Origin of the sequence: Rhizobium sp. BK456 (genome assembly GCF_014194045.1) — a bacterium.
GTDB lineage: Bacteria > Pseudomonadota > Alphaproteobacteria > Rhizobiales > Rhizobiaceae > Rhizobium > Rhizobium redzepovicii.
In genome coordinates, this window is record NZ_JACIAO010000009.1 from 124046 (window position 1) to 142321 (window position 18276).

General features: G+C 61.9%; 18 protein-coding genes. 5 read left to right on the top strand and 13 right to left on the bottom strand.

Translation table 11 applies throughout. The features are described from left to right. Positions 1 to 10 precede the first annotated feature (10 nt). From FHX03_RS24105 to FHX03_RS24125, 5 genes are all read right to left on the bottom strand, one after another. Complete coding sequence (locus FHX03_RS24105) at positions 11 to 919, bottom strand: homocysteine S-methyltransferase family protein (protein ID WP_131711176.1); 909 nt, start codon at positions 917 to 919, stop codon at positions 11 to 13. A gap of 123 nt (positions 920 to 1042) precedes the next feature. Beyond that, complete coding sequence (locus FHX03_RS24110; protein WP_064832009.1) at positions 1043 to 1732, bottom strand: ABC transporter permease; 690 nt, start codon at positions 1730 to 1732, stop codon at positions 1043 to 1045. Between the two features lie 13 nt (positions 1733 to 1745). After that, positions 1746 to 2471, bottom strand: coding sequence for an ABC transporter permease (locus FHX03_RS24115; RefSeq protein WP_183780059.1), 726 nt, complete (start codon positions 2469 to 2471; stop codon positions 1746 to 1748). Positions 2472 to 2483: 12 nt separating this feature from the next. Beyond that, complete coding sequence (locus tag FHX03_RS24120; RefSeq protein ID WP_183855796.1) at positions 2484 to 3257, bottom strand: transporter substrate-binding domain-containing protein; 774 nt, start codon at positions 3255 to 3257, stop codon at positions 2484 to 2486. 47 nt (positions 3258 to 3304) lie between these two features. Then, positions 3305 to 4084 carry an ABC transporter ATP-binding protein gene (locus FHX03_RS24125; RefSeq protein ID WP_097626157.1) on the bottom strand — a complete coding sequence of 260 codons (780 nt, stop codon included), beginning with the start codon at positions 4082 to 4084 and terminating at the stop codon, positions 3305 to 3307. 162 nt (positions 4085 to 4246) lie between these two features. Here FHX03_RS24125 and FHX03_RS24130 point away from each other — a divergent pair, with 162 nt between their 5' ends. The 5 genes from FHX03_RS24130 to mctP all read left to right on the top strand — a co-directional run bounded on the left by FHX03_RS24130 (position 4247) and on the right by mctP (position 8751). Beyond that, positions 4247 to 4711, top strand: coding sequence for an Lrp/AsnC family transcriptional regulator (locus FHX03_RS24130; RefSeq protein ID WP_003577754.1), 465 nt, complete (start codon positions 4247 to 4249; stop codon positions 4709 to 4711). 74 nt (positions 4712 to 4785) lie between these two features. Next, positions 4786 to 6171 carry a cache domain-containing protein gene (locus FHX03_RS24135; RefSeq protein ID WP_183855798.1) on the top strand — a complete coding sequence of 462 codons (1386 nt, stop codon included), beginning with the start codon at positions 4786 to 4788 and terminating at the stop codon, positions 6169 to 6171. Next, positions 6168 to 6839 carry a response regulator transcription factor gene (locus tag FHX03_RS24140; RefSeq protein WP_183780065.1) on the top strand — a complete coding sequence of 224 codons (672 nt, stop codon included), beginning with the start codon at positions 6168 to 6170 and terminating at the stop codon, positions 6837 to 6839. The genes FHX03_RS24135 and FHX03_RS24140 overlap by 4 nt, the downstream gene beginning before the upstream one ends. A gap of 249 nt (positions 6840 to 7088) precedes the next feature. Next, positions 7089 to 7286 carry a DUF3311 domain-containing protein gene (locus tag FHX03_RS24145; protein ID WP_097626160.1) on the top strand — a complete coding sequence of 66 codons (198 nt, stop codon included), beginning with the start codon at positions 7089 to 7091 and terminating at the stop codon, positions 7284 to 7286. Further along, on the top strand, positions 7276 to 8751 hold the full coding sequence (mctP, locus tag FHX03_RS24150; protein ID WP_088939141.1) for a sodium:solute symporter family monocarboxylate transporter: 1476 nt from the start codon (positions 7276 to 7278) through the stop codon (positions 8749 to 8751). Before FHX03_RS24145 ends, mctP begins: the two co-directional genes overlap by 11 nt. A 77-nt stretch (positions 8752 to 8828) precedes the next feature. Here the strand turns inward: mctP and FHX03_RS24155 are convergent, their stop codons facing one another. The 8 genes from FHX03_RS24155 to FHX03_RS24190 all read right to left on the bottom strand — a co-directional run bounded on the left by FHX03_RS24155 (position 8829) and on the right by FHX03_RS24190 (position 18263). After that, on the bottom strand, positions 8829 to 10799 hold the full coding sequence (locus tag FHX03_RS24155) for a methyl-accepting chemotaxis protein (protein ID WP_183780068.1): 1971 nt from the start codon (positions 10797 to 10799) through the stop codon (positions 8829 to 8831). 471 nt (positions 10800 to 11270) lie between these two features. Then, on the bottom strand, positions 11271 to 12341 hold the full coding sequence (locus FHX03_RS24160) for an LLM class flavin-dependent oxidoreductase (RefSeq protein WP_183855800.1): 1071 nt from the start codon (positions 12339 to 12341) through the stop codon (positions 11271 to 11273). A gap of 55 nt (positions 12342 to 12396) precedes the next feature. After that, positions 12397 to 13764 (bottom strand): LLM class flavin-dependent oxidoreductase, encoded by a 1368-nt coding sequence (locus FHX03_RS24165; protein ID WP_183780071.1) that lies wholly within the window; start codon positions 13762 to 13764, stop codon positions 12397 to 12399. Positions 13765 to 13784: 20 nt separating this feature from the next. Then, a complete protein-coding gene (locus tag FHX03_RS24170) occupies positions 13785 to 14534 on the bottom strand; it encodes an ABC transporter ATP-binding protein (protein ID WP_183855802.1) in 750 nt (249 codons plus the stop codon). Continuing rightward, a complete protein-coding gene (locus tag FHX03_RS24175; protein WP_183780077.1) occupies positions 14510 to 15409 on the bottom strand; it encodes an ABC transporter permease in 900 nt (299 codons plus the stop codon). Before FHX03_RS24175 ends, FHX03_RS24170 begins: the two co-directional genes overlap by 25 nt. Before the next feature lie 34 nt (positions 15410 to 15443). Then, positions 15444 to 16469 carry an ABC transporter substrate-binding protein gene (locus FHX03_RS24180; RefSeq protein ID WP_183780081.1) on the bottom strand — a complete coding sequence of 342 codons (1026 nt, stop codon included), beginning with the start codon at positions 16467 to 16469 and terminating at the stop codon, positions 15444 to 15446. A 269-nt stretch (positions 16470 to 16738) separates the two neighbouring features. After that, a complete protein-coding gene (locus tag FHX03_RS24185) occupies positions 16739 to 17077 on the bottom strand; it encodes a hypothetical protein (protein WP_012555586.1) in 339 nt (112 codons plus the stop codon). Between the two features lie 88 nt (positions 17078 to 17165). Beyond that, complete coding sequence (locus FHX03_RS24190) at positions 17166 to 18263, bottom strand: substrate-binding domain-containing protein (protein WP_183780084.1); 1098 nt, start codon at positions 18261 to 18263, stop codon at positions 17166 to 17168. Between the last annotated feature and the right edge of the window lie 13 nt (positions 18264 to 18276).

Here is an 18276-nt window from a genome sequence, read left to right on the forward strand (position 1 = left end):
GCGCTGCGGCTTATCGTGAAAGCGTCTTGCCGAGACGATGGATATGAGCGGCGCCGATTCCGCAGCAGCCGCCAATGATCGTCGCACCGGCTTCGGCCCAGGAGCAGGCAAAACGCGAATAGGCATCGTCGTTCAGATCGTCGCGGGTATCGTGCAGGCCTTCATTGGCGGCCGAGGTGCCCTGTTCCCCTTCGAAGGCGTTGGCATAGACGCCGATTTCGATCTGGGCGTCCATCTTGCGGAACGTCTCGGCGGCCGTCTCGACCGCTTCTCGCATGACCTCGGGCTTGCTGCAGTTAAACAGGAAGGCTTCGGCGCCCGATGACGCCGCCCAGGACGCCGCATCCTCGACGCTTTCGCCGGAGCGAAGCTTCGGCTCGCTGCTTTCGATATCCGCTTCGTCATCGGCCAGCGTGAAGGAAATCCAGAACGATTTACCCGATCCCGCCACCGCCTGACGGACGGCCTCGCCCTCGGCGATCAGGCTCAGCGTCTCGCCGAGCCATATGTCGACGAAGGGGGCGAGGTTTTCGACCAGCACCTCGAGATAACCCTGCACCCGCTCAGGCTGAAAATTCTGCGGCTCGTAGGAGCCGAAGATCGGCGGCAGCGAACCTGCGACCAGCACCTTGCGATCGGTGGTGGAATCGGCCGCCTCGCGCGCCAGGCGGCCGGCAAGACGGATCAGCGCCGCACCCTCCTTCTGGAACCGGTCCTCGCCGATATGGAAGGGCACCAGCGCATAGCTGTTGGTCGTAATGACCTCAGAGCCGGCGGCGATGAATTCCTTATGCACCTCGCGGACGATATCCGGCGAATTGATCAGCGCCAGGGCCGACCATTCCGGCTGTTTCAATTCGGCGCCGAGCCGCAGCAGCTCGCGGCTCATGCCGCCATCGAGGATTCGTGTCCTGCTCATGAAGGGTCTCCATTCGGGCCGCCGCACCGTCACCGGCGGGCGTGCTTTTCATTTACAAAATAGTGAGTGAGTGTTGTTCGCTCCGACAGGCGGCGGGGTTTCATAGCGGGCTCTTCCGATCGGCTAACGACGAACCGGCACTTGCGCTTCGAGACCTCGAAAGACGCGGGCAATCACTGCGGTCAGGGCGAGATAGAAGAGAGTGACGACGAGCAGCGGCTCATAGACCAGCAGCGTATCCTGACGGACCTTGTTGGCCACGGCATAGAGATCCATCACCGTCACCGTGAAGGCGAGCGGCGTCGCCTTCAGCTGCATGACGATCTCTCCGGCAATGGTCGGCAGGGCGATGCGGATGGCGCGCGGCAGCCAGATGCGGCGGGTCAGCTTCCAGGGTGACAGGCCAAAGGCCCGCCCGGCTTCAAGTTCGCCCTTGGGAACGGCAAGCAGCGCGCCGCGCAAAACCTCCGCCTCATAGGCCGCATAATTCAGCGTGAAGCTGACGGCGGCAAAGAAGAAGCCCTCGCGCAGGATCGGCCAGAATAGGCTCTGGCGGATACCGGGGATCATCGGCAGCAGCGAGCCGACCCCATAGTAGAGCAGCCAGAGCTGGATCAGCAGCGGTGTGCCGCGGAAGAAGGTGCAGTAACCGCGGGCCAGCAGCCGCGTCAGCCTGCCGCCGCTGACCTGCGCGAAGGCGAGTCCGATGGCGATGATGAAACCGAACACGACTGAGATGACCAGCAGCGCCACGGTCTGCCAGGCGCCGGTCAGAAGCAGCGGCCAATAGGAGGAAATCCAGGTGAAACTCATGGGCGCGGCTTCCTCAGGCGAGACGCGGCTGTCCGCGCCGCACCCGCCCTTCGATCAGCTTGAAGGCGACGTTGGAAACAAGGGTGATGGCGAGGTAGAGAAAGGCCGAAGCGAGGAAAAACACGAAATAGTGTTTGGTGCTTGCCCCGGCAAGCCGGGTGGCGAGCGCCAGTTCCTGGTAGCCGACGACCGCGACGAGCGCACTGTCCTTGGTGACCGACATCCAGAGATTGGCCAGCCCTGGCAGCGCGTTCGGCAAAAGCGCCGGCAGCAACACGCGGCGGAACCGCAGCATCGGCCCCATGCCAAAGGCCTTGGCCGCCTCGATCTGACCGGTGGGAATGGCGAGGATCGCGCCGCGCAGCACTTCGGTCATATAGGCGCCCTGCACGAAGCCGAGCACCGCGACGGCGGCGACGAAGCCGTTCACATTGACCGGCGGCAGGTCGAGTGCCGCCAGCAGCCGGTTGAGGCCGTCGGTGCCGGCATAATAGAGGCCGACGATGAGGATCAGTTCGGGAACGGCGCGGATGAGCGTGGTGTAGAGATTGAGCACCAGGCGCAGTGCTCGATTGCCGGAAAGCTTTCCGAACGCGCCGCCGGTGCCGAGCAGCAGGCCAATGGCGAAGGCGCAAGCCGAGATGGCGACCGTGGAGACAGCACCTGTCAAAAGAACGCCGCCCCATCCCGGAGGATAGGGAGACAGCAGATCCAGAATGCCTTGTTGAGCGGTCGCCATCTCTTGGATCGCTTACTTCGCGCCGTAGATGTCGAAGTCGAAGTATTTCTTGGTGATCGCGTCGTACTGGCCGTTGGCGCGAACTGCAGCGATCGCCGCATTCAGCTTGGCTTTCAGCTCGGTGTCTTCTTTCCGCAGACCGCCCGAAACGCCGGCGCCGAGAATTTCCTTGTCGTCGGCGACATCTCCCATCTTGGCGCAGCAATCCTTGCCGCCGTCGCTCTTCAGGAAGGCGTCGAGTGCCAGGGAATCGCCGAAGACGTAGTCGATGCGGCCGGAGACCAGATCCTGGAAAGCTTCGTCGAGCGTCTGGTAGGTTTTCTCCTCGGCAGCATTGGCAAAATACTTCTTGTAATATTCAGACTGAATCGTCGACACCTGGATGCCGATGGTCTTGCCCTTCACGTCTTCGGCCGTGGCGCCCGGCTTCTGGTCCTTGGGACCGATCAGGGTGCTCGGCGTGTTGTAATATTTGTCGGTGAAATCGATCACCTTCGAGCGTTCCGCCGTGTTCGACATCGACGACCAGATCACGTCGAACTTCTTGCTCTGGAGAGCCGGAATGAGACCATCCCAGGAAATGTCGACGATCGAGCATTTCTCCTTCATCTCCGTGCAGACGGCGTTCATGAAGTCGATTTCCCATCCGTGCCACTCACCCGAGGCGTCCTTGGCAAAGAAGGGCGGATAGGATTCGTTCATGACGCCGAAGCGGACTTCGGCCTGCGCGGTGACCGCGGAAAGCGCAAGTGCGGCGCCGGCAAAAAGCATGGGGAGCAGTTTCATTCGCAGGATTCTCCTGGTTCGTGGGTGTCGATGACGGCTGGTGTGGATCAATGGGCGCTGAGACGAGTGAATTCCCGGCAGCGGGCGCTGACCGGCGCCCCGAAAACCTGTTCCGGCGGCCCTTCCTCCTCGATCCGTCCCTGATGCAGGAAGAGGACACGGCTCGAAACATCCCGGGCGAAGCGCATTTCATGGGTGACGATCAGCATGGTCCGGCCTTCTTCCGCGAGATCGCGGATGACTTTCAGGACCTCGCCGACCAGTTCCGGATCGAGCGCCGATGTCGGCTCGTCGAACAGCATGACGGCGGGATCGACGCAGAGCGCCCTGGCAATCGCCGCGCGCTGCTGCTGGCCTCCGGAGAGGAAGGCGGGATACGTGTCGCGCTTATCGAAAAGCCCAACCTTGTGGAGCAGGGCTTCCGCCTTTTCGATCGCCTCGCGCTTGGATATGCCCATGACATTCACCGGCGCCTCGATGACGTTTTCCAGCACGGTGCGATGGGCCCAGAGATTGAAACTTTGAAAGACCATGCCGAGCCCCGTCCGCAACCGCTCGATCTGCCGCCAGCTCTGCGGCTGCAGCCGCCCGCCGCGACCGGCTTTCAGCACGACTTCCTCGCCGTTCACCGCAATGCGCCCGCGATCCGGTGTTTCCAGGAAATTGATGCACCTGAGAAAAGTGCTCTTGCCGGAGCCCGACGAGCCGATGATCGAAATCACATCGGACTTGTAGGCCTCCGTCGAGATACCCTTGAGAACCTGTTGCGAGCCGAAGCTTTTATGGAGATCTTCGACGCGAAGAGCAGGAAAGGGTTGATCCGACATGCAGGGGTCCGGCTGAACTGAGTTTGCGAAGGATAATGATAAAACAACGCGGTTTTTTCGCGCAATTATCACCTCTTTTGCATATTATGCGCAAAATAATCTTCCTCACGCATCGAATGCGGCGAAATCTATGAAATGCCATAACTGGAATTGGACTGGACAATGGAACAGCTGGATCGTTTTGACCGTGACATTCTCGATATCGTTCAGCGCGACTGCCAACTGAAGGCCGAAACGATCGCCGAACGGGTCGGCCTGTCTGTCTCGGCCGTGCAACGGCGGTTGAAGCGGCTGCGCGAGGAGGGGATCATCAAGGCGGAGGTCGCCGTCGTCGATCGGAAAGCGACGGGAACATCGATGGTGTTCATCGTCGGCATGGAAATCGAGCGGGACAATTACGACGCGCTGGCGAAGTTCCGCGTCTGGGCGGAGAAGCAGGATCATATCCAGCAGGTCTATTACGTCACCGGCGCCGTCGATCTGATCGCCATCGTCACCGCCCGCGACGTCGAGCACTATGACGATATCGCCGCCCTGATCATGGCTGACAATCCACAGATCCGCCGCATGCACACCAATGTCGTGCTGCGCGACGTCAAGCTCGGCCTGTTCGTGCCCCTGGAATAGCGCCGGATAAGCCCCTGGACTCGCAATCGGCAAAGGGCATAATTCCGGGCGCAAATTCTCGGGAGGAACGAGCCTTGACGTTACGACACCAGATCATCGCATTGGCGATCGTCCCGCTCGTCATTTCGATCCTTGCGATCACCACCTTCATCACCTGGCAATCGGCAAACCTCGCCAAGAACAGCATCGACACGTTCGAGCAGAACATGCTGAAGACCAAGGAAGCCGAGATCCTCAACCTGACCAATCTTGCCCTCTCCGCCATCCAGACAATCTATGACAAAGCCGGGGCCGACGACGAAGCCGCCAAGCAGCAGGTGGCTGAAATTCTGACCTCGCTCGACTACGGCAAGGACGGGTATTTCTTCGTTTACGACTACGCCGGCAACAATATCGTCCATCCGCGCCAGAGTTTCCGGCATGGCCACAATTGGCTCGACCTTACCGACCCGGATGGCGACAAGGTCATCGCCGAACTGATCGCCACGGCCAAGGCAGGCGGCGGCCTTCATCAGTACAAATGGCAGAAACCGTCGACCGGGCAGATCGCCGACAAGCTCTCCTTCGTCGTCAGCCTCGACAAATGGAACTGGGTCGTCGGCACCGGCGTCTATCTGGATGACGTCTTTGCCCAGAGTGCCGCCGCCAATGCAGTGACGCGCGCCAACATCAGACGGACCTTCGTCATCGTCGCGCTGATCGCCGTGCCTTCGGTGCTGGTCGTGTTCACCACCTGCATGCTGCTGACCTTCCATGAGCGCCGCATGGCCGACAGCCGGCTGAAGGAACTGACGCAGCGGGTCATCGACACCCAGGAAGAAGAGCGCACACGGCTGGCGCGCGAGCTGCATGACGGCATCTCCCAGACCCTTCTCGGCGTGCGTTATGCAATGGATCTCGCCGGCCGCAAGGTCAGGACCAATGTCGACGAGGCCGCGCTGACCATCGAGCGCGGCGTCGAGGCGCTGAACGGCGCCATAAAGGAAATACGGCTGCTCTCGCATGATCTGCGCCCGCGCGTGCTCGACGATCTCGGCCTGACGGCGGCGCTGGAGGCGCTCTGTCATCACTTTGCCGAACGGACGGGGATCGAGACGGAGATAGACGCCTCGGGCTTTACCGGCATGCTGAAGGCGGAAGCCAACACCGCGCTTTACCGCGTCGCCCAGGAGGCCTTCAACAATGTCGAGCGACACGCGGGCGCCTCCCGGCTTACGGTCAAGCTCTGGAGCGACGGCGGCCGCGCCCGCATGACCATCTCCGACAACGGCACCGGGTTCGCTGGCGCCAGGGATGGCGCTTCCGGCAGCTCGGGTCTGGGCCTGCGCAACATGCAGGAGCGGATGGCACACTTCCGGGGCCTGCTACTGATCGAGAGCGGCGAGGCCGGCACGACTTTGACGGCGATGATGCCGAGATCGGCCAATCTGCCCGCCGGCAAGCAGGCGGAAGCCGCATGAACGAACGCCCGAAAATCAAGGTGCTCCTGATCGACAACCATCCGCTGGTGCTGGACGGGCTGAAAGCAGTGCTCGAAACCTTCGACCATATCGAAGTAGCGGGCACTGCCGGACTGGCCCAAACCGGGCTTGATATCGCCCGGCAGGTCCAGCCGCAGGTGGTGCTGATGGACATCAACATGCCGAAGCTCAGCGGCATCGATGCGATCGAATTGTTCCGGAACGAGCTTCCGCAAACCCGCGTCGTGATGCTTTCCATGCATGACAGCCGCGAGTATATTTCCTCGTCGGTCCTGCATGGCGCCGCCGGTTATGTGCTGAAAGACGTGTCGACCGACGAGATCGTCGCGGCCATCGAGACAGTGGCGGGCGGCGGTACTTATTTCTCCTCCGGCGTCTTCGACGCGCTGATGGGTGAGCGCGTAGAAGAAGGGAGCGATCCTCTGACGCCGCGCGAGCGCGACACGCTCGGGCTGATCGTTGCCGGCAGGAGCAACCGCGAGATCGCCGAAGCGCTCGGGATAAGCGCCGCCACGGCGGAAACCCACCGCAAGAACCTCAAGAAAAAGCTCGGCATCGCCACCACGGCAGGCCTTATCCGCTATGCGCTCGACCATGGCATCGCCTCGAAAAGCGAAGGAAATCCGCGCCTACCCACTTCTGGGTAGGCCCCGGTATTTCGCCTCTGCGCCCATCTTGTGGGGATAAAACCAACGCCCTAGGACTCCAGTCACGGCTGGCCAAGTGCCAAGCCGTTGGGAGGAATTCACATGCGTTACATCAGCTTCCGATCCGCCGGAAAAGCTCGAGCGACCCGAAACGGGCCTGCTGCCGCCGCCGGCTGAAAGACCTGCCTTCCACGCCGACAACTGGAACATGGCGACCGCCGCCGCGCGGCGCCTGAAAGGTATTCCGACATGGAAAAACCACGTAGCAAGGCAGCACTCTGGCTGCTGATCATCCCTTACATAGGTCTGCTCTGGCCATCATTTTACAATCTCCGCGAGCCGTCGCTTTTCGGCTTTCCCTTTTTCTACTGGTATCAGCTTCTCTGGGTGCCGATCACAGCGACGCTGACCTGGATCGCTTATCGGAGCGTGCGCCATGACGACTGACATCAACGGCACGGCGCTTGCCGTCTTCATCTTCTTTTTCGTCCTCGTCACGGTCATGGGCTTCGTCGCCAGCCGCTGGCGCAAGCCCGAGACGCTCGCCCACATCGATGAATGGGGTCTCGGCGGCCGCAACTTCGGCACCTGGATCACCTGGTTCCTCGTCGGCGGCGATTTCTACACCGCCTACACTGTGATCGCTGTCCCGGCACTAGTCTATACGGTCGGCGCCTACGGCTTCTTCGCGCTGCCCTATACCATTGTCGTCTATCCCTTCGTCTTCATGGTCATGCCGGTTCTGTGGAAACGCGCCAAGGATTTCGGCTATGTGACGGCCGCCGACGTCGTCCACGGCCAATACGGATCGCGCGGCCTGGAACTCGCCGTCGCTGCAACCGGCGTCATCGCCACCATGCCTTACATCGCCCTCCAGCTCGTCGGCATGACGGCGGTCCTGAAGGCGCTCGGGCTGCATGGCGAACTCCCGCTGGCGATCGCCTTCATCGTGCTGGCGCTCTATACCTATTCGGCGGGCCTGCGCGCACCGGCGCTGATCGCCTTCGTCAAGGACATCATGATCTATATCGTGGTTATCGCAGCCGTCGCACTGATCCCGTCGAAGCTCGGCGGCTACGCCAATGTCTTCGCCTCTGCCGATGCGGCCTTCCAGGCCAAGGGCTCCGGCAACCTGCTGCTCGGCGGTAACCAGTATGTCGCCTATGCCACGCTCGCTCTCGGTTCGGCGCTCGCAGCCTTCATGTATCCGCATACGCTGACGGGCATCTTTGCATCCAACAGCGGCAAGACTATCCGCAAGAACGCGATCATGCTGCCCGCCTATACGCTGCTGCTCGGCCTGTTGGCACTGCTCGGCTATATGGGCCATGCCGCCAACCTGAAGCTCGACAGCGCCAATGATGTCGTTCCGACCCTGTTCAAGACGCTGTTTTCAGGCTGGTTCTCCGGCTTCGCCTTCGCGGCGATCGCCATCGGCGCACTGGTGCCGGCGGCGGTAATGAGCATTGGTGCGGCCAACCTCTTCACCCGCAATTTCTGGAAGGCCTATGTCGACCCCAAGGTCAGCGACGCGGGCGAGGCCAAGGTCGCGAAGGTGACGTCGCTGGTGGTGAAGGTCGGGGCACTGCTTGTCATCATCTTCCTGCCGACGCAGTTCGCACTCGACCTGCAACTGCTCGGCGGCATCTGGATCCTGCAGACGCTTCCGGCCCTGGTTTTCGGCCTCTACACCAACTGGTTCCGTGCACCCGCCCTGCTGGCCGGCTGGTTCGTCGGCTTCTGCGGCGGTACCTTCCTCGTCTGGGATGCCGGCTGGAAGCCGCTGCATATGATCAGCCTCGGCGGTGAACCCTTCACCGTCTATACCGGGCTGCTGGCGCTGGCGGCAAACATCGCCGTCGCGGTGGTGATCAATGCCCTGCTTCCGGCCAAGGTTCCGGCTCGGGCGTAAGACAAAAATACGAAGGGCAGCAAACGCTGCCCTTTGTCCTTTTATTTTTCAGCAGAAGCTGAGGAGAGGTTGGGCGATCAAAACTCCTCCCAATCGCCAACCAATGCCGCATTGCCCTGGGTCGCATTCCCCTGGAACGACCTGCCCACCTTGGCGATCATCTGGCGTGCCGGCGAGGCCACGGGTTGAGCATGCTGTGCCGGGGCCGCCGGCTGCGATACGCGCTTCGGTGCTGCTACTCCGCCAATGTTGAACTGGCTGAGCAACTGGAACAATGCATCGGCTTCCTTGGCGAGGTTATGAGAGGCGGCTGTCGCTTCTTCCACCATGGCGGCGTTCTGCTGCGTGCCCTGGTCCATCCTGTTGACGGCGGTATTGATCTCTTTCAGTCCTGTCGCCTGCTCTTGCGAAGCGCCGACGATCGCGCCGACATTGCCGTCGACCTGCTGCACCTGCGCCGCAATCTCCTGCAGGGCCTTTCCGGTCTCGCCAACCAGGGCGACGCCGTTTTTCACGTGGCCGTTCGAAGCGTTGATCAGTTCCTTGATTTCCTTTGCCGCCTTGGCGGAACGCTGCGCCAATTCGCGTACTTCCTGGGCAACGACGGCAAAGCCCTTGCCGGCTTCACCGGCGCGGGCGGCTTCGACGCCGGCATTCAGCGCCAAGAGGTTGGTCTGGAAGGCGATCTCGTCGATGACGCCAATGATGCTACCGATTTCGGTGGCGGAGGATTCGATCTTGCCCATGGCGTCGACCGCATCCCGCACGACACTGCCCGAGCGTTCCGCATTGTCCTTGGTCTTGCGAACCAACTGGCCTGCTTCCTGAGCCTTGTTGCTCGAGTCGGCGACGGTGGTGGTGATCTCTTCAAGGGCAGCGGCGGTTTCTTCGACGGAGGCGGCCTGCTGTTCGGTCCGTTTGGCGAGATCGTCCGAAGCGGAGCGGATCTCTTGCGCGCCGGCTGCGATGGCGCTGGCGTTCTGGGAAACCTTCTGCATGGCGGCGCGCAGCTTTTCGACGGCGGCATTGAAGTCGGCTCTGAGCTTTTCGAGGGACGGAATGAACGGCGTGCCGATCTGCTGCGTGAGATCGCCATCGGCCAGCGCCTGCAATGCAGTACCAAGCTGGCCGACCGCTCGGTCCGTCTGCTCGGCAAGGGTGCGGCGTTCATCGGCATCCTGTTCGAGTCGATGCCGTTCCGCGACCGCCCGCTTGGCTTCCGTGTCGGCTTCCCGCTCAGCCTTTGCCGAAATGGCATCGCGCAGGCCGGCGACGGCGCGCGCAAGCGTGCCGATCTCATCGCCGCGCGCTTCGAGGCGGCGATCGCCATCGAGATTGCCTTCCGCCATCGCCTTCAGCGAAAGCTGCAGTTTTGCCAGCGGGCCAACGATCGTACGCGCGGTAATCGCAGCCGCAACGATCGAAAGAAGAGCTGCGATGCCGAGCGCCGTCAGGACCATCGGCTTGAAGCCGCTCGCCGTGCTGCGGACCTCACCGCCGATCGATTTGTTATATGCTTCCTGGTAGTCGATGAATTTGTTGATGGCGCCGAGCCAGGCAACGAAGGCCGGTCTTGCCTGTTCGAGCAGGATCTTGCGGGCAGCCTCGCCATCACCCTTTTCCTGCAGCGCAATGATCTGGGCGACCAGGGGATTGGTTTTCGCCTGGATGTCGGCGATCTCGCTCAGAATGGTCTTTTCCTGATCCGTCGCACCCGCCGGCGATGCAACCATCTCCGCCATGCGTTTTTCGTTTTCGGCGTAGGAGGCCGCGAGCTTTTCGATCAATGCCTCGGCCGCCTTGCGTTCATCGGCGGACGTCACCAGGGTCACATCGCGAATGGCGATCGCCCGATCGTGCACGCTGCCGCGATAGTTGATGGCAAAGCGCTGCTTGACGCTGTTGACGTCGTTGATCGTTCCGAGATTGTTGTTGATCTCCGCGACCTGCACCGCCGAGTAGATGCTGAGGCTGGCCATCAGCACGATCAGAAAGCTGAAACCAAGGGCGAGACGCATCGCGATCCCGAAACTCTTAATGCTGTTCATTCGCGCGCTCCATCGTGTCGGCGAGGTTTAAAGGTGTCTGTGACCAGGATCTGTCCCCGAACGCCTCCGCCGGCCACCACTACACGCGTCGCCTCCAAAGCGGGCGCGCGTCAGGGTACCAACGTCGATTTCATGCGGGATTTCGGGATACCTGGCCGGCCATCATGGCGTAGGTGACGATCCTCAGAACGTCGCTCCGATATAAATAGGAGGAGATATTTTAGAGAGTGTAAACGAAGCCCACAGGGCGTCATTATGCTGCGATTTTTGTATATTTCGTCGTATTTGCTGCAGAACCACGAATGGTCGGAGGTGACCCCATGGATTGAAGTCACCTGTTCGATCGGCCTGACTGTCGGTCCTTGGCCAATACTTGGAGGCGGCGCTGCAGGTGGCCGACGCCAATCTCTGCGCCGCCAAGAATACCGGCCGCAAACGATACGTGTCGATGGCGAGCTGTCGCCTCCTGCTTCAGTCGCGCAGTAGCGGCAAGAGCTGATCGCCTTGCCGCTTGATCTCGGAGAGATAGGGCGTGTCGGACAGCACGAAATGCGTGATCCCGAGATCCTGGTATTTGCGCAGCGAGCGGGCGACGTCTGCCGGTGAACCGACCAGCCAGGTGGTGCCGGCACCGCCGCCGCCGAACCTGCCCGGCGCGGTATAGAGATTGTCGTCGAGGACGTCGCTGCGTTCATGGAGAGCAAGCAGCCGCTGCTGGCCGACGGCGAGCACGCGCTGGTGATCGTGCCAGCCGGTGCCCTTGCTCCTTGCCATCTCGGCGACCTTCGCCTCGGCGTCGGCCCAGGCCTCATCCGTCGTGTCGCGAACCAGCGTCGTTATCCGTAGCCCGAATTCCAGCGGCGGGAGGTCGCGGTCGAGAGCACGGCTCAGCCCCTTGAGCCGTCCGATCCGCTCGCGGACGCCCTCGAGCGGCTCGCCCCAGAAAAGCTGGACATCAGCCTCGGTGGCCGCCACCCGTTCGGCCGCTTCCGAGGCGCCGCCAAAATAGAATTTCGGATGCCGGCGGTTGCCGCGAACCTCGATGCGCGGCACCACGGTGGATTCGGCGACCCGGAAATGGTCGCCTGCCGAGGTGACGTTTTCTTCGGTCCACAGCCTGCGGACCAGCCGCATGAATTCCTTGGTCCTGGCATAACGATGCGCCTGGTCGCCCTCGCTGTCGCCATAGGCGGCCAGATTGTCCTTGCCCGAGACGATGTTGATCCGCACCCGGCCGCCAGTCAGATGGTCGAGCGTTGCCGCCGCGGAAGCGAAGTTCGCCGCCCGCCAATAACCCGGCCGGATCGCAATCAGCGGCTCGAAGCTGGTGGTGCGCGCGGCGAGCGCGGCCGCGACGGTGAACGTGTCGGGACGGCCCCAGCCGGTGCCGATGAGCGCGCCCTTCCAGCCATGCTCTTCCAGCGCCTTCGCGTGGCTGGTCAGCGTGTCGAGGCTGTTGTGGTTGTCGACGGCGGAATCTCCGCGATGACCTGCTCTGACGTCGTTGGGAATATACCAGAGAAATTCGGAATGCTTGCTCATGCGATGCCGGTTTATTCGGGATTGGAAGAAGGAGGCCAAGGAAAGACCGGGAAGATCATACGGCTGCCTGTGCTGCCTGCGCCTGAAGCGCAAAACCGTTCGGCGGGCGCTGGAGGCCCAGATTCTCCCGCAGCGTCGTGCCTTCATATTCATGCCGGAACAGGCCACGCCTGCGCAGGATCGGCACGACCTGATCGACAAAGTCGGTGAGAGCCGTGGGCAGGATCGGCGGCATGATGTTGAAGGCGTCGGCGGCACCATTCTCGAACCAGATCTGCATCGCATCGGCAATCTGCTCGGGCGTTCCGACGACAGTGCGATGGCCGCGCGCGGTGGCGACCGCCAGATAGAATTGGCGCAGCGTCAGATGATTGCGCGAGACGAGGTCGGAAACCAGCTTGAGGCGGCTTTTGTTGAGTTCGGTATTGTCAGGCAGGGGAGGGGCGGGATCATCAAGCGAATAGCCGGAAAGATCGACGCCCCTATAGTGGCGGGCAAGGATATTCCAGGCGATAGCGGGATGCACCAGCGATTGGATATACTCATAATTCGCTTGAGCTTCCGCCTCCGTACCGCCGAGAACAGGGAATATGCCGGGACTGATCAGGAGGTCGTCCGGCCGCCGCCCGTAACGGGCAAGCCGCCCCTTGACGTCGGAATAGAATTCCTGGGCATCCTCGATCGTTTGGTTGGCGGTAAAGATCATCTCGGCGGTGCGTGCGGCAAGCTCGCGTCCGGGTTCCGATGCGCCAGCCTGCACGATGACGGGATAGCCCTGCACCGGACGGCCGACATTGAGCGGACCCGCCACCGAGAAGAACTTGCCCTTGTGATTGACGAGATGCACCTTGTCGGGATCGAGATAGACCCCGCTTTGCTTGTCGCGGATAAAGGCATCGTCCTCGTAGGAATCCCACAATCCCTTCACCAGGTCGACGAATTCCTCGGCCCGCTCATAACGATCGGCATGGGCGGGATGGCCTGCGATCGAAAAGTTCTTCGACACGTCGGCGCCCGTCGTGACGACGTTCCATGCGGCACGGCCCTTGGAGATATAATCCAGCGACGCGAATCTGCGGGCGAGAAGATAGGGGTCCTCGTAGGTCGTCGATGCCGTGGCGACGAAGCCGATATGACTGGTCGCCTGGGAGAGGGCGGCCCAGAGTGTCAGCGGCTCGAAATGAGCGCCCTGGGCAATGCGGCGAAACGCTTCCGGATCCGCGGCCCGCTCCCATCCCGCCGGGCTGTCGGCGACGAAGACGAGATCGAATTTCCCGCGTTCGGCGGTCTGCGCCAGGTCCCGGTAGTGATCGATATTGAGGCCGGCATCGGCCTGCGCATCCGGATGGCGCCAGGCGGCGATATGATGGCCGGTCGCCATGATAAAGGCGCCGAGCCGCATTTGCCGTTTCGATGTGCTCATTGGCTTGCTTCTCCGCTATATCAGGCTGCTCTGCGGCCGGGGACGCTGACCCCGAGCCGGCCGAGAAGATGGCTTCGGAACTCTGCAAAACGCGGATCGCTGTGATCGCGCGGCGCCGGCAGATCGATCCTGAGATCCTCGATGAGCCGGCCTTCGTCGAGAACCAGAATCCGGTCCGCCAGCGAGATTGCCTCGTCGACGTCATGGGTGACGAGCAGCACGGCGGGACGGTGCCTTGCACATAATTCCCGCAGCAGATCGTGCATCTTCAGCCGGGTCAGCGCGTCGAGCGCGCCGAAGGGTTCGTCGGCGAGAAGCAAGGCCGGCTCGCGCACCAGGGAACGGGCAAGCGCGACCCTCTGCTGCTCGCCGCCGGAAAGCTGGTTCGGCCATGCCGTTTCCCGCCCCGCGAGTCCCACTTCCGCCAAAGCCTTCCTGCCGCCTTCCTGGCCGGTGGCGCGGGGCAGGCCGAGCGTGACGTTCTGGATGGCGCTGCGCCAGGGCAGCAGGCGGGCATCCTGGAAGACCACGGAAAGCCTTTCCGGCGTCTCAAGCGTGCCGCTTCCCTCCACACCGTGATCGAGACCGGCAAGGGCCCTGAGGAATGTGCTCTTGCCGGAGCCGCTGCGGCCGAGCAGGGCAACGAATTCGCCTTCTTCGATATCGAGATCGACACCGTCGAGGATCGTCTTCGCTGCAAACCGGCGGACGAGGTTTCGCACATGGACGGCCGTGGCCGCCGGCTTCAGTTTGCCAGGGTGCGGCGCCATGAGAGAGCCCTCCGTTCGATGAGGCGGACGAGGCCGTCCGAGACGAGACCCAGGAGCACATAGACCACCAGGCCGACGAGGATGACATCGGTCTGCCCGTAATTGCGGGCGAGATCGATCATGTAGCCGAGCCCGCTGGTGGCGTTGATCTGCTCGACGACGACAAGGGAAACCCAGCAGAGGGTGACGGCAAAGCGCAGCCCCAGCAGGAAACCGGGCAAAGCGCCCGGCAGCACCACTTGGAGGATGAAGTCCTTCTGGCTCATGCGCAGCGTCTCGGCCAGTTCGACATAGCGACTATCGATGCTGCGCAGCGCATTGTGGGTGTGGATGTAGATCGGCACGATGACGGCAAGCACGATCGTCGTAACCTTCATGCTCTCGCCGATGCCGAACCACAGGATGAGCAAGGGGATCAAGGCGAGCGTGGGTATCGCCCGCTTGATCTGAACCGGTCCGTCGATCAGCGCCTCGCCGATCCGGGAAAGACCGGCGATGACGGCCAGGATCGTTCCGATCAGCAAACCGATGCCGAGGCCGAGCAGAGCGCGCGTCGCTGACGTCACGAAATTGTCCTGCAGGCGGCCCTGTTCCAAAAGCCGCGCGAAAGCCTCGACGACCGTCCACGGTGCCGACAGGATACGCGGGTCGATCCATCCGAGCGCCGAGCCGGCGACCCAGGCCAAGACAAGCAATGCCGGTCCGATCTGCAGCCCGAAAGGTATCGCCGGGCCGGGACCCAGCCTGCGCCGGGCGCGCGCGCCGGCAGAGCCGGGAAGACCAACCGGCCTTGCCGCGCGTAAACCCGCCGGCGCAATTCTGCCACCTGACCTCAGGGACAGGTTCGCTTCATCTGCATCCCAAATGGTTGCCATGCTTGAAATCTCCTCCTGAATGGAATGGGGAACGTTAAAGGCCCTTGGCCAAAGCCGCCGCACCCAGCTTTTCGAAGCGATTGTCGAAAATCTGCTCCACGTCGAACGGCTTGTAACCGAGCTCGTCCGCTAGCAGGTTGATCGTTTCCTGATGACGCTTCTTCACCTCGCTCCAATCGGAGGGAACGATCTGCTCCCCGGTCATCTTGACGAGATATTCCCCGTCGTCCTGGCTGAGGCCCTGCTGACCGACGTAATATTCCTTGATCCAGAGGTCCGGGTTGCGGTTCACCCATTCGGTGGCGCGCGCCCACAGGCCGACATATTCAGCGAGGGCAGCCGCCTTGGCGGGATCATCCAGAACCCATTGCGGAGCATAAAGATGGCCGGGATCATCGCGCAGCCCATGCTCGAGGAGAGTCGCGCCATCCGGCCCGTATTGCGTGATGTAGCGCCTGATATAGACGCTGCCGAGCGGCGCGATGTCGACCTGTTTGCCCGCCAAGGCCTTCGGATAGACATCGCCGGTGCTTGGCAATTCCACGAGAGTGACGTCGCTGCTCTTCAGGCCGGCGGTGTGAAGCGCGCGCAGGACGAGAGTGCCCTGGGCCTGACCGGGGCTAAACGCGATGCGCTTGCCGCGGAAATCAGAGAGCGTCTTGACGTCGGCGCCAGGCGCGATGCCGAAGCGGTAGATCGGATTGGCGATCGGGTCGCGGCGTTCGCGATAGGCGATGTTGCGGACCGGCAGGTTGTTCCAGTTGGCGAAGATCGAGGGGATCTCGGCCACCGAGCCGACGTCGAGCGCATGGGCGCGGAAGGCTTCCGATGTCTGCGGTCCGCCGCTGATATTGGCCCATTTCACTTCGAAAGTGAGCTCCTTGTCGAGGCCAGACACTTCGAGAGCCTTCTGCGTGACCGGGTCGCCGATCGTCAGCACGGTGCCCGGCGGCACTTTAGCAAGGAGGGGCGCGTCGGCCTGGGCTGCGGCCGGATTGTGAATGGCGCCGAAGCCAAGCAGACTGAACAACGCGATTTTGAATGCTTTTGCCAATGTCATCGTCGATCTTCCCGTTTCGGATTGCTGATTGCAGGAACGATGCACGGTAAGATGGAACATTATCCACTAAATCTATAGACTATTTAATTCAATAATCACGTCGCTGATAAAAAATTGTGCCAAAGCTCGGGTCGCTGGCCCGATTGGGCGCCCCCGAGGATTGCCGATGCCCAGACGAAAAAAGGCGCCTGAGACATATGCCGCAGGCGCCTTGTGGTCACTCCAGTCTTCGACTGTGTCTTGAAGCCGGCAGATGTCAATCGCTGACGTCAGGCAGCGGCCGGCGGGTATTCGTTGGCCTGGAATACGTGATGATGCACCTTGCCGGTGAAGAGTTGCAGGAGTTCGCCGGTAACTTCACGGCTCTCGAAGCGCACATCGGAACTTAGCGCTGCGCTCACCGCATCCATATCGGGATAACGGATCGCCAAGGCCATGGCATAGACCGGGGCGCCTTCATCGCGCTCCATCCCGTCCAAGACCCGAACTTCCTCGGCGCCTGGAAATTTCGTCCATAGAGGAACGAGCCGCTCCCTGACAAAAGCGCGGAATTCCTCTTCTCTGCCGGGATGGATTTCGCCTTCAAACAAAGCATAACGGATGATCATAGGTTCTCTTTTCCAAAACTCGCCGGAGCCGGATCGATATGATGGGGGAAAGTGAGGGCGTATCGATCGATACGCCCTGATTGGAGGCTTATTTGCCCCAGATTTTCTTATACTGATCGCGATAGCCGTTATCGGGATCGAAGCTATTCTTCGGTCCGCCGTCGAACTCGACGTTCGCGCTGGTCACCACATGCAGCGGCGACACATAGCCCGACCACGGGGCGCCGGCGAAAGCGCGGTTCAGCTCATCGACGAGCTGCCAGCCCTGGAGGTTGAGCGGTTCGGCGACCGTGACGGCCTGGAACTGCTTGGCGCGGATACGCTGATAGGCGCTCTCCGAACCGTCGCCGGCTGCAACGTTTACCGGCTTCCCGTCGCCGGCGATGCCGGCTGAGGCAAGCGACGGTCCCATGAAGTCGTAGTAGAGGTCGTTGATCGCCAGAGAATGCGTCCACTTGGCGCCGTACTTCTGCAGCAGCGACGTGGTCAGCTGCGGCATGCGCTGGGAGGTTTCGGCGATCGGCGTGTCCACATATTCCAGCACGGTACCGCCGAGATCCTCGATCTCTTTCTTCATGCGGTCGGCCTTGGCAATTGCAATTGCATAGGTCGAGTCGGTGAAGATGATGACGCCCGGTTTGCCGCCGGCGTCGACGAAGGCCCAATCCGCCGCCGACTTCGAGACTTCCATCGCATCGGTGGTGACGTTGGCGAAAACGCCGACTTCGGGAACCGGACCGACGGCCGAGGCGGCATGCCAGGAAACCATCGGAATGCCGGCCGCCTTTGCCGCTTCCATCGCCGGCTTCTGCTCGACCGCGTCGAAGCCGTTGATGATGATGCCGTCGGGCTTCAGCGCCATGGCCTGGCCGAAGGCAGCCGTCCGTCCGCCGATCGAGCCGGCGCCGTCAAGCGCCTTGACCGTCCAGCCCAGGGCGCCTGCCGCTTCCTGAACGCCGTTGACCACGCCGAGAATGCCGCCGTTCTTCATATCGCCAGCAAGAATGACGATGTTCTTTCCGCTAGCAGCCTTGGGGCCGCTCGTCGGGCCATCCCATGCGCTCACCTTGGAAGCATACTTGTCGACCACGGCCTTGGCGTCGGCCATGGAATCGGCCATTGCCGGCATGCTGAGCATAATGGCGACGGTTGCGACCGTTGCCTGCAATAAAGTCCTGCGCTTCATGTTCACTCCTCCA

Excerpts from the sequence above, each read along its gene's own strand:
- FHX03_RS24190 (WP_183780084.1), bottom strand. The coding sequence starts at position 18,263 with ATGAAGCGCAGGACTTTATTGCAGGCAACGGTCGCAACCGTCGCCATT.
- FHX03_RS24160 (WP_183855800.1), bottom strand. The coding sequence starts at position 12,341 with ATGAGCAAGCATTCCGAATTTCTCTGGTATATTCCCAACGACGTCAGA.
- FHX03_RS24120 (WP_183855796.1), bottom strand. The coding sequence starts at position 3,257 with ATGAAACTGCTCCCCATGCTTTTTGCCGGCGCCGCACTTGCGCTTTCC.
- FHX03_RS24110 (WP_064832009.1), bottom strand. The coding sequence starts at position 1,732 with ATGAGTTTCACCTGGATTTCCTCCTATTGGCCGCTGCTTCTGACCGGC.
- FHX03_RS24115 (WP_183780059.1), bottom strand. The coding sequence starts at position 2,471 with ATGGCGACCGCTCAACAAGGCATTCTGGATCTGCTGTCTCCCTATCCT.
- FHX03_RS24125 (WP_097626157.1), bottom strand. The coding sequence starts at position 4,084 with ATGTCGGATCAACCCTTTCCTGCTCTTCGCGTCGAAGATCTCCATAAA.
- FHX03_RS24140 (WP_183780065.1), top strand. The coding sequence starts at position 6,168 with ATGAACGAACGCCCGAAAATCAAGGTGCTCCTGATCGACAACCATCCG.
- FHX03_RS24165 (WP_183780071.1), bottom strand. The coding sequence starts at position 13,764 with ATGAGCACATCGAAACGGCAAATGCGGCTCGGCGCCTTTATCATGGCG.
- FHX03_RS24170 (WP_183855802.1), bottom strand. The coding sequence starts at position 14,534 with ATGGCGCCGCACCCTGGCAAACTGAAGCCGGCGGCCACGGCCGTCCAT.
- FHX03_RS24130 (WP_003577754.1), top strand. The coding sequence starts at position 4,247 with ATGGAACAGCTGGATCGTTTTGACCGTGACATTCTCGATATCGTTCAG.
- FHX03_RS24155 (WP_183780068.1), bottom strand. The coding sequence starts at position 10,799 with ATGAACAGCATTAAGAGTTTCGGGATCGCGATGCGTCTCGCCCTTGGT.
- FHX03_RS24105 (WP_131711176.1), bottom strand. The coding sequence starts at position 919 with ATGAGCAGGACACGAATCCTCGATGGCGGCATGAGCCGCGAGCTGCTG.
- FHX03_RS24175 (WP_183780077.1), bottom strand. The coding sequence starts at position 15,409 with ATGGCAACCATTTGGGATGCAGATGAAGCGAACCTGTCCCTGAGGTCA.
- FHX03_RS24185 (WP_012555586.1), bottom strand. The coding sequence starts at position 17,077 with ATGATCATCCGTTATGCTTTGTTTGAAGGCGAAATCCATCCCGGCAGA.
- FHX03_RS24180 (WP_183780081.1), bottom strand. The coding sequence starts at position 16,469 with ATGACATTGGCAAAAGCATTCAAAATCGCGTTGTTCAGTCTGCTTGGC.
- mctP (WP_088939141.1), top strand. The coding sequence starts at position 7,276 with ATGACGACTGACATCAACGGCACGGCGCTTGCCGTCTTCATCTTCTTT.
- FHX03_RS24145 (WP_097626160.1), top strand. The coding sequence starts at position 7,089 with ATGGAAAAACCACGTAGCAAGGCAGCACTCTGGCTGCTGATCATCCCT.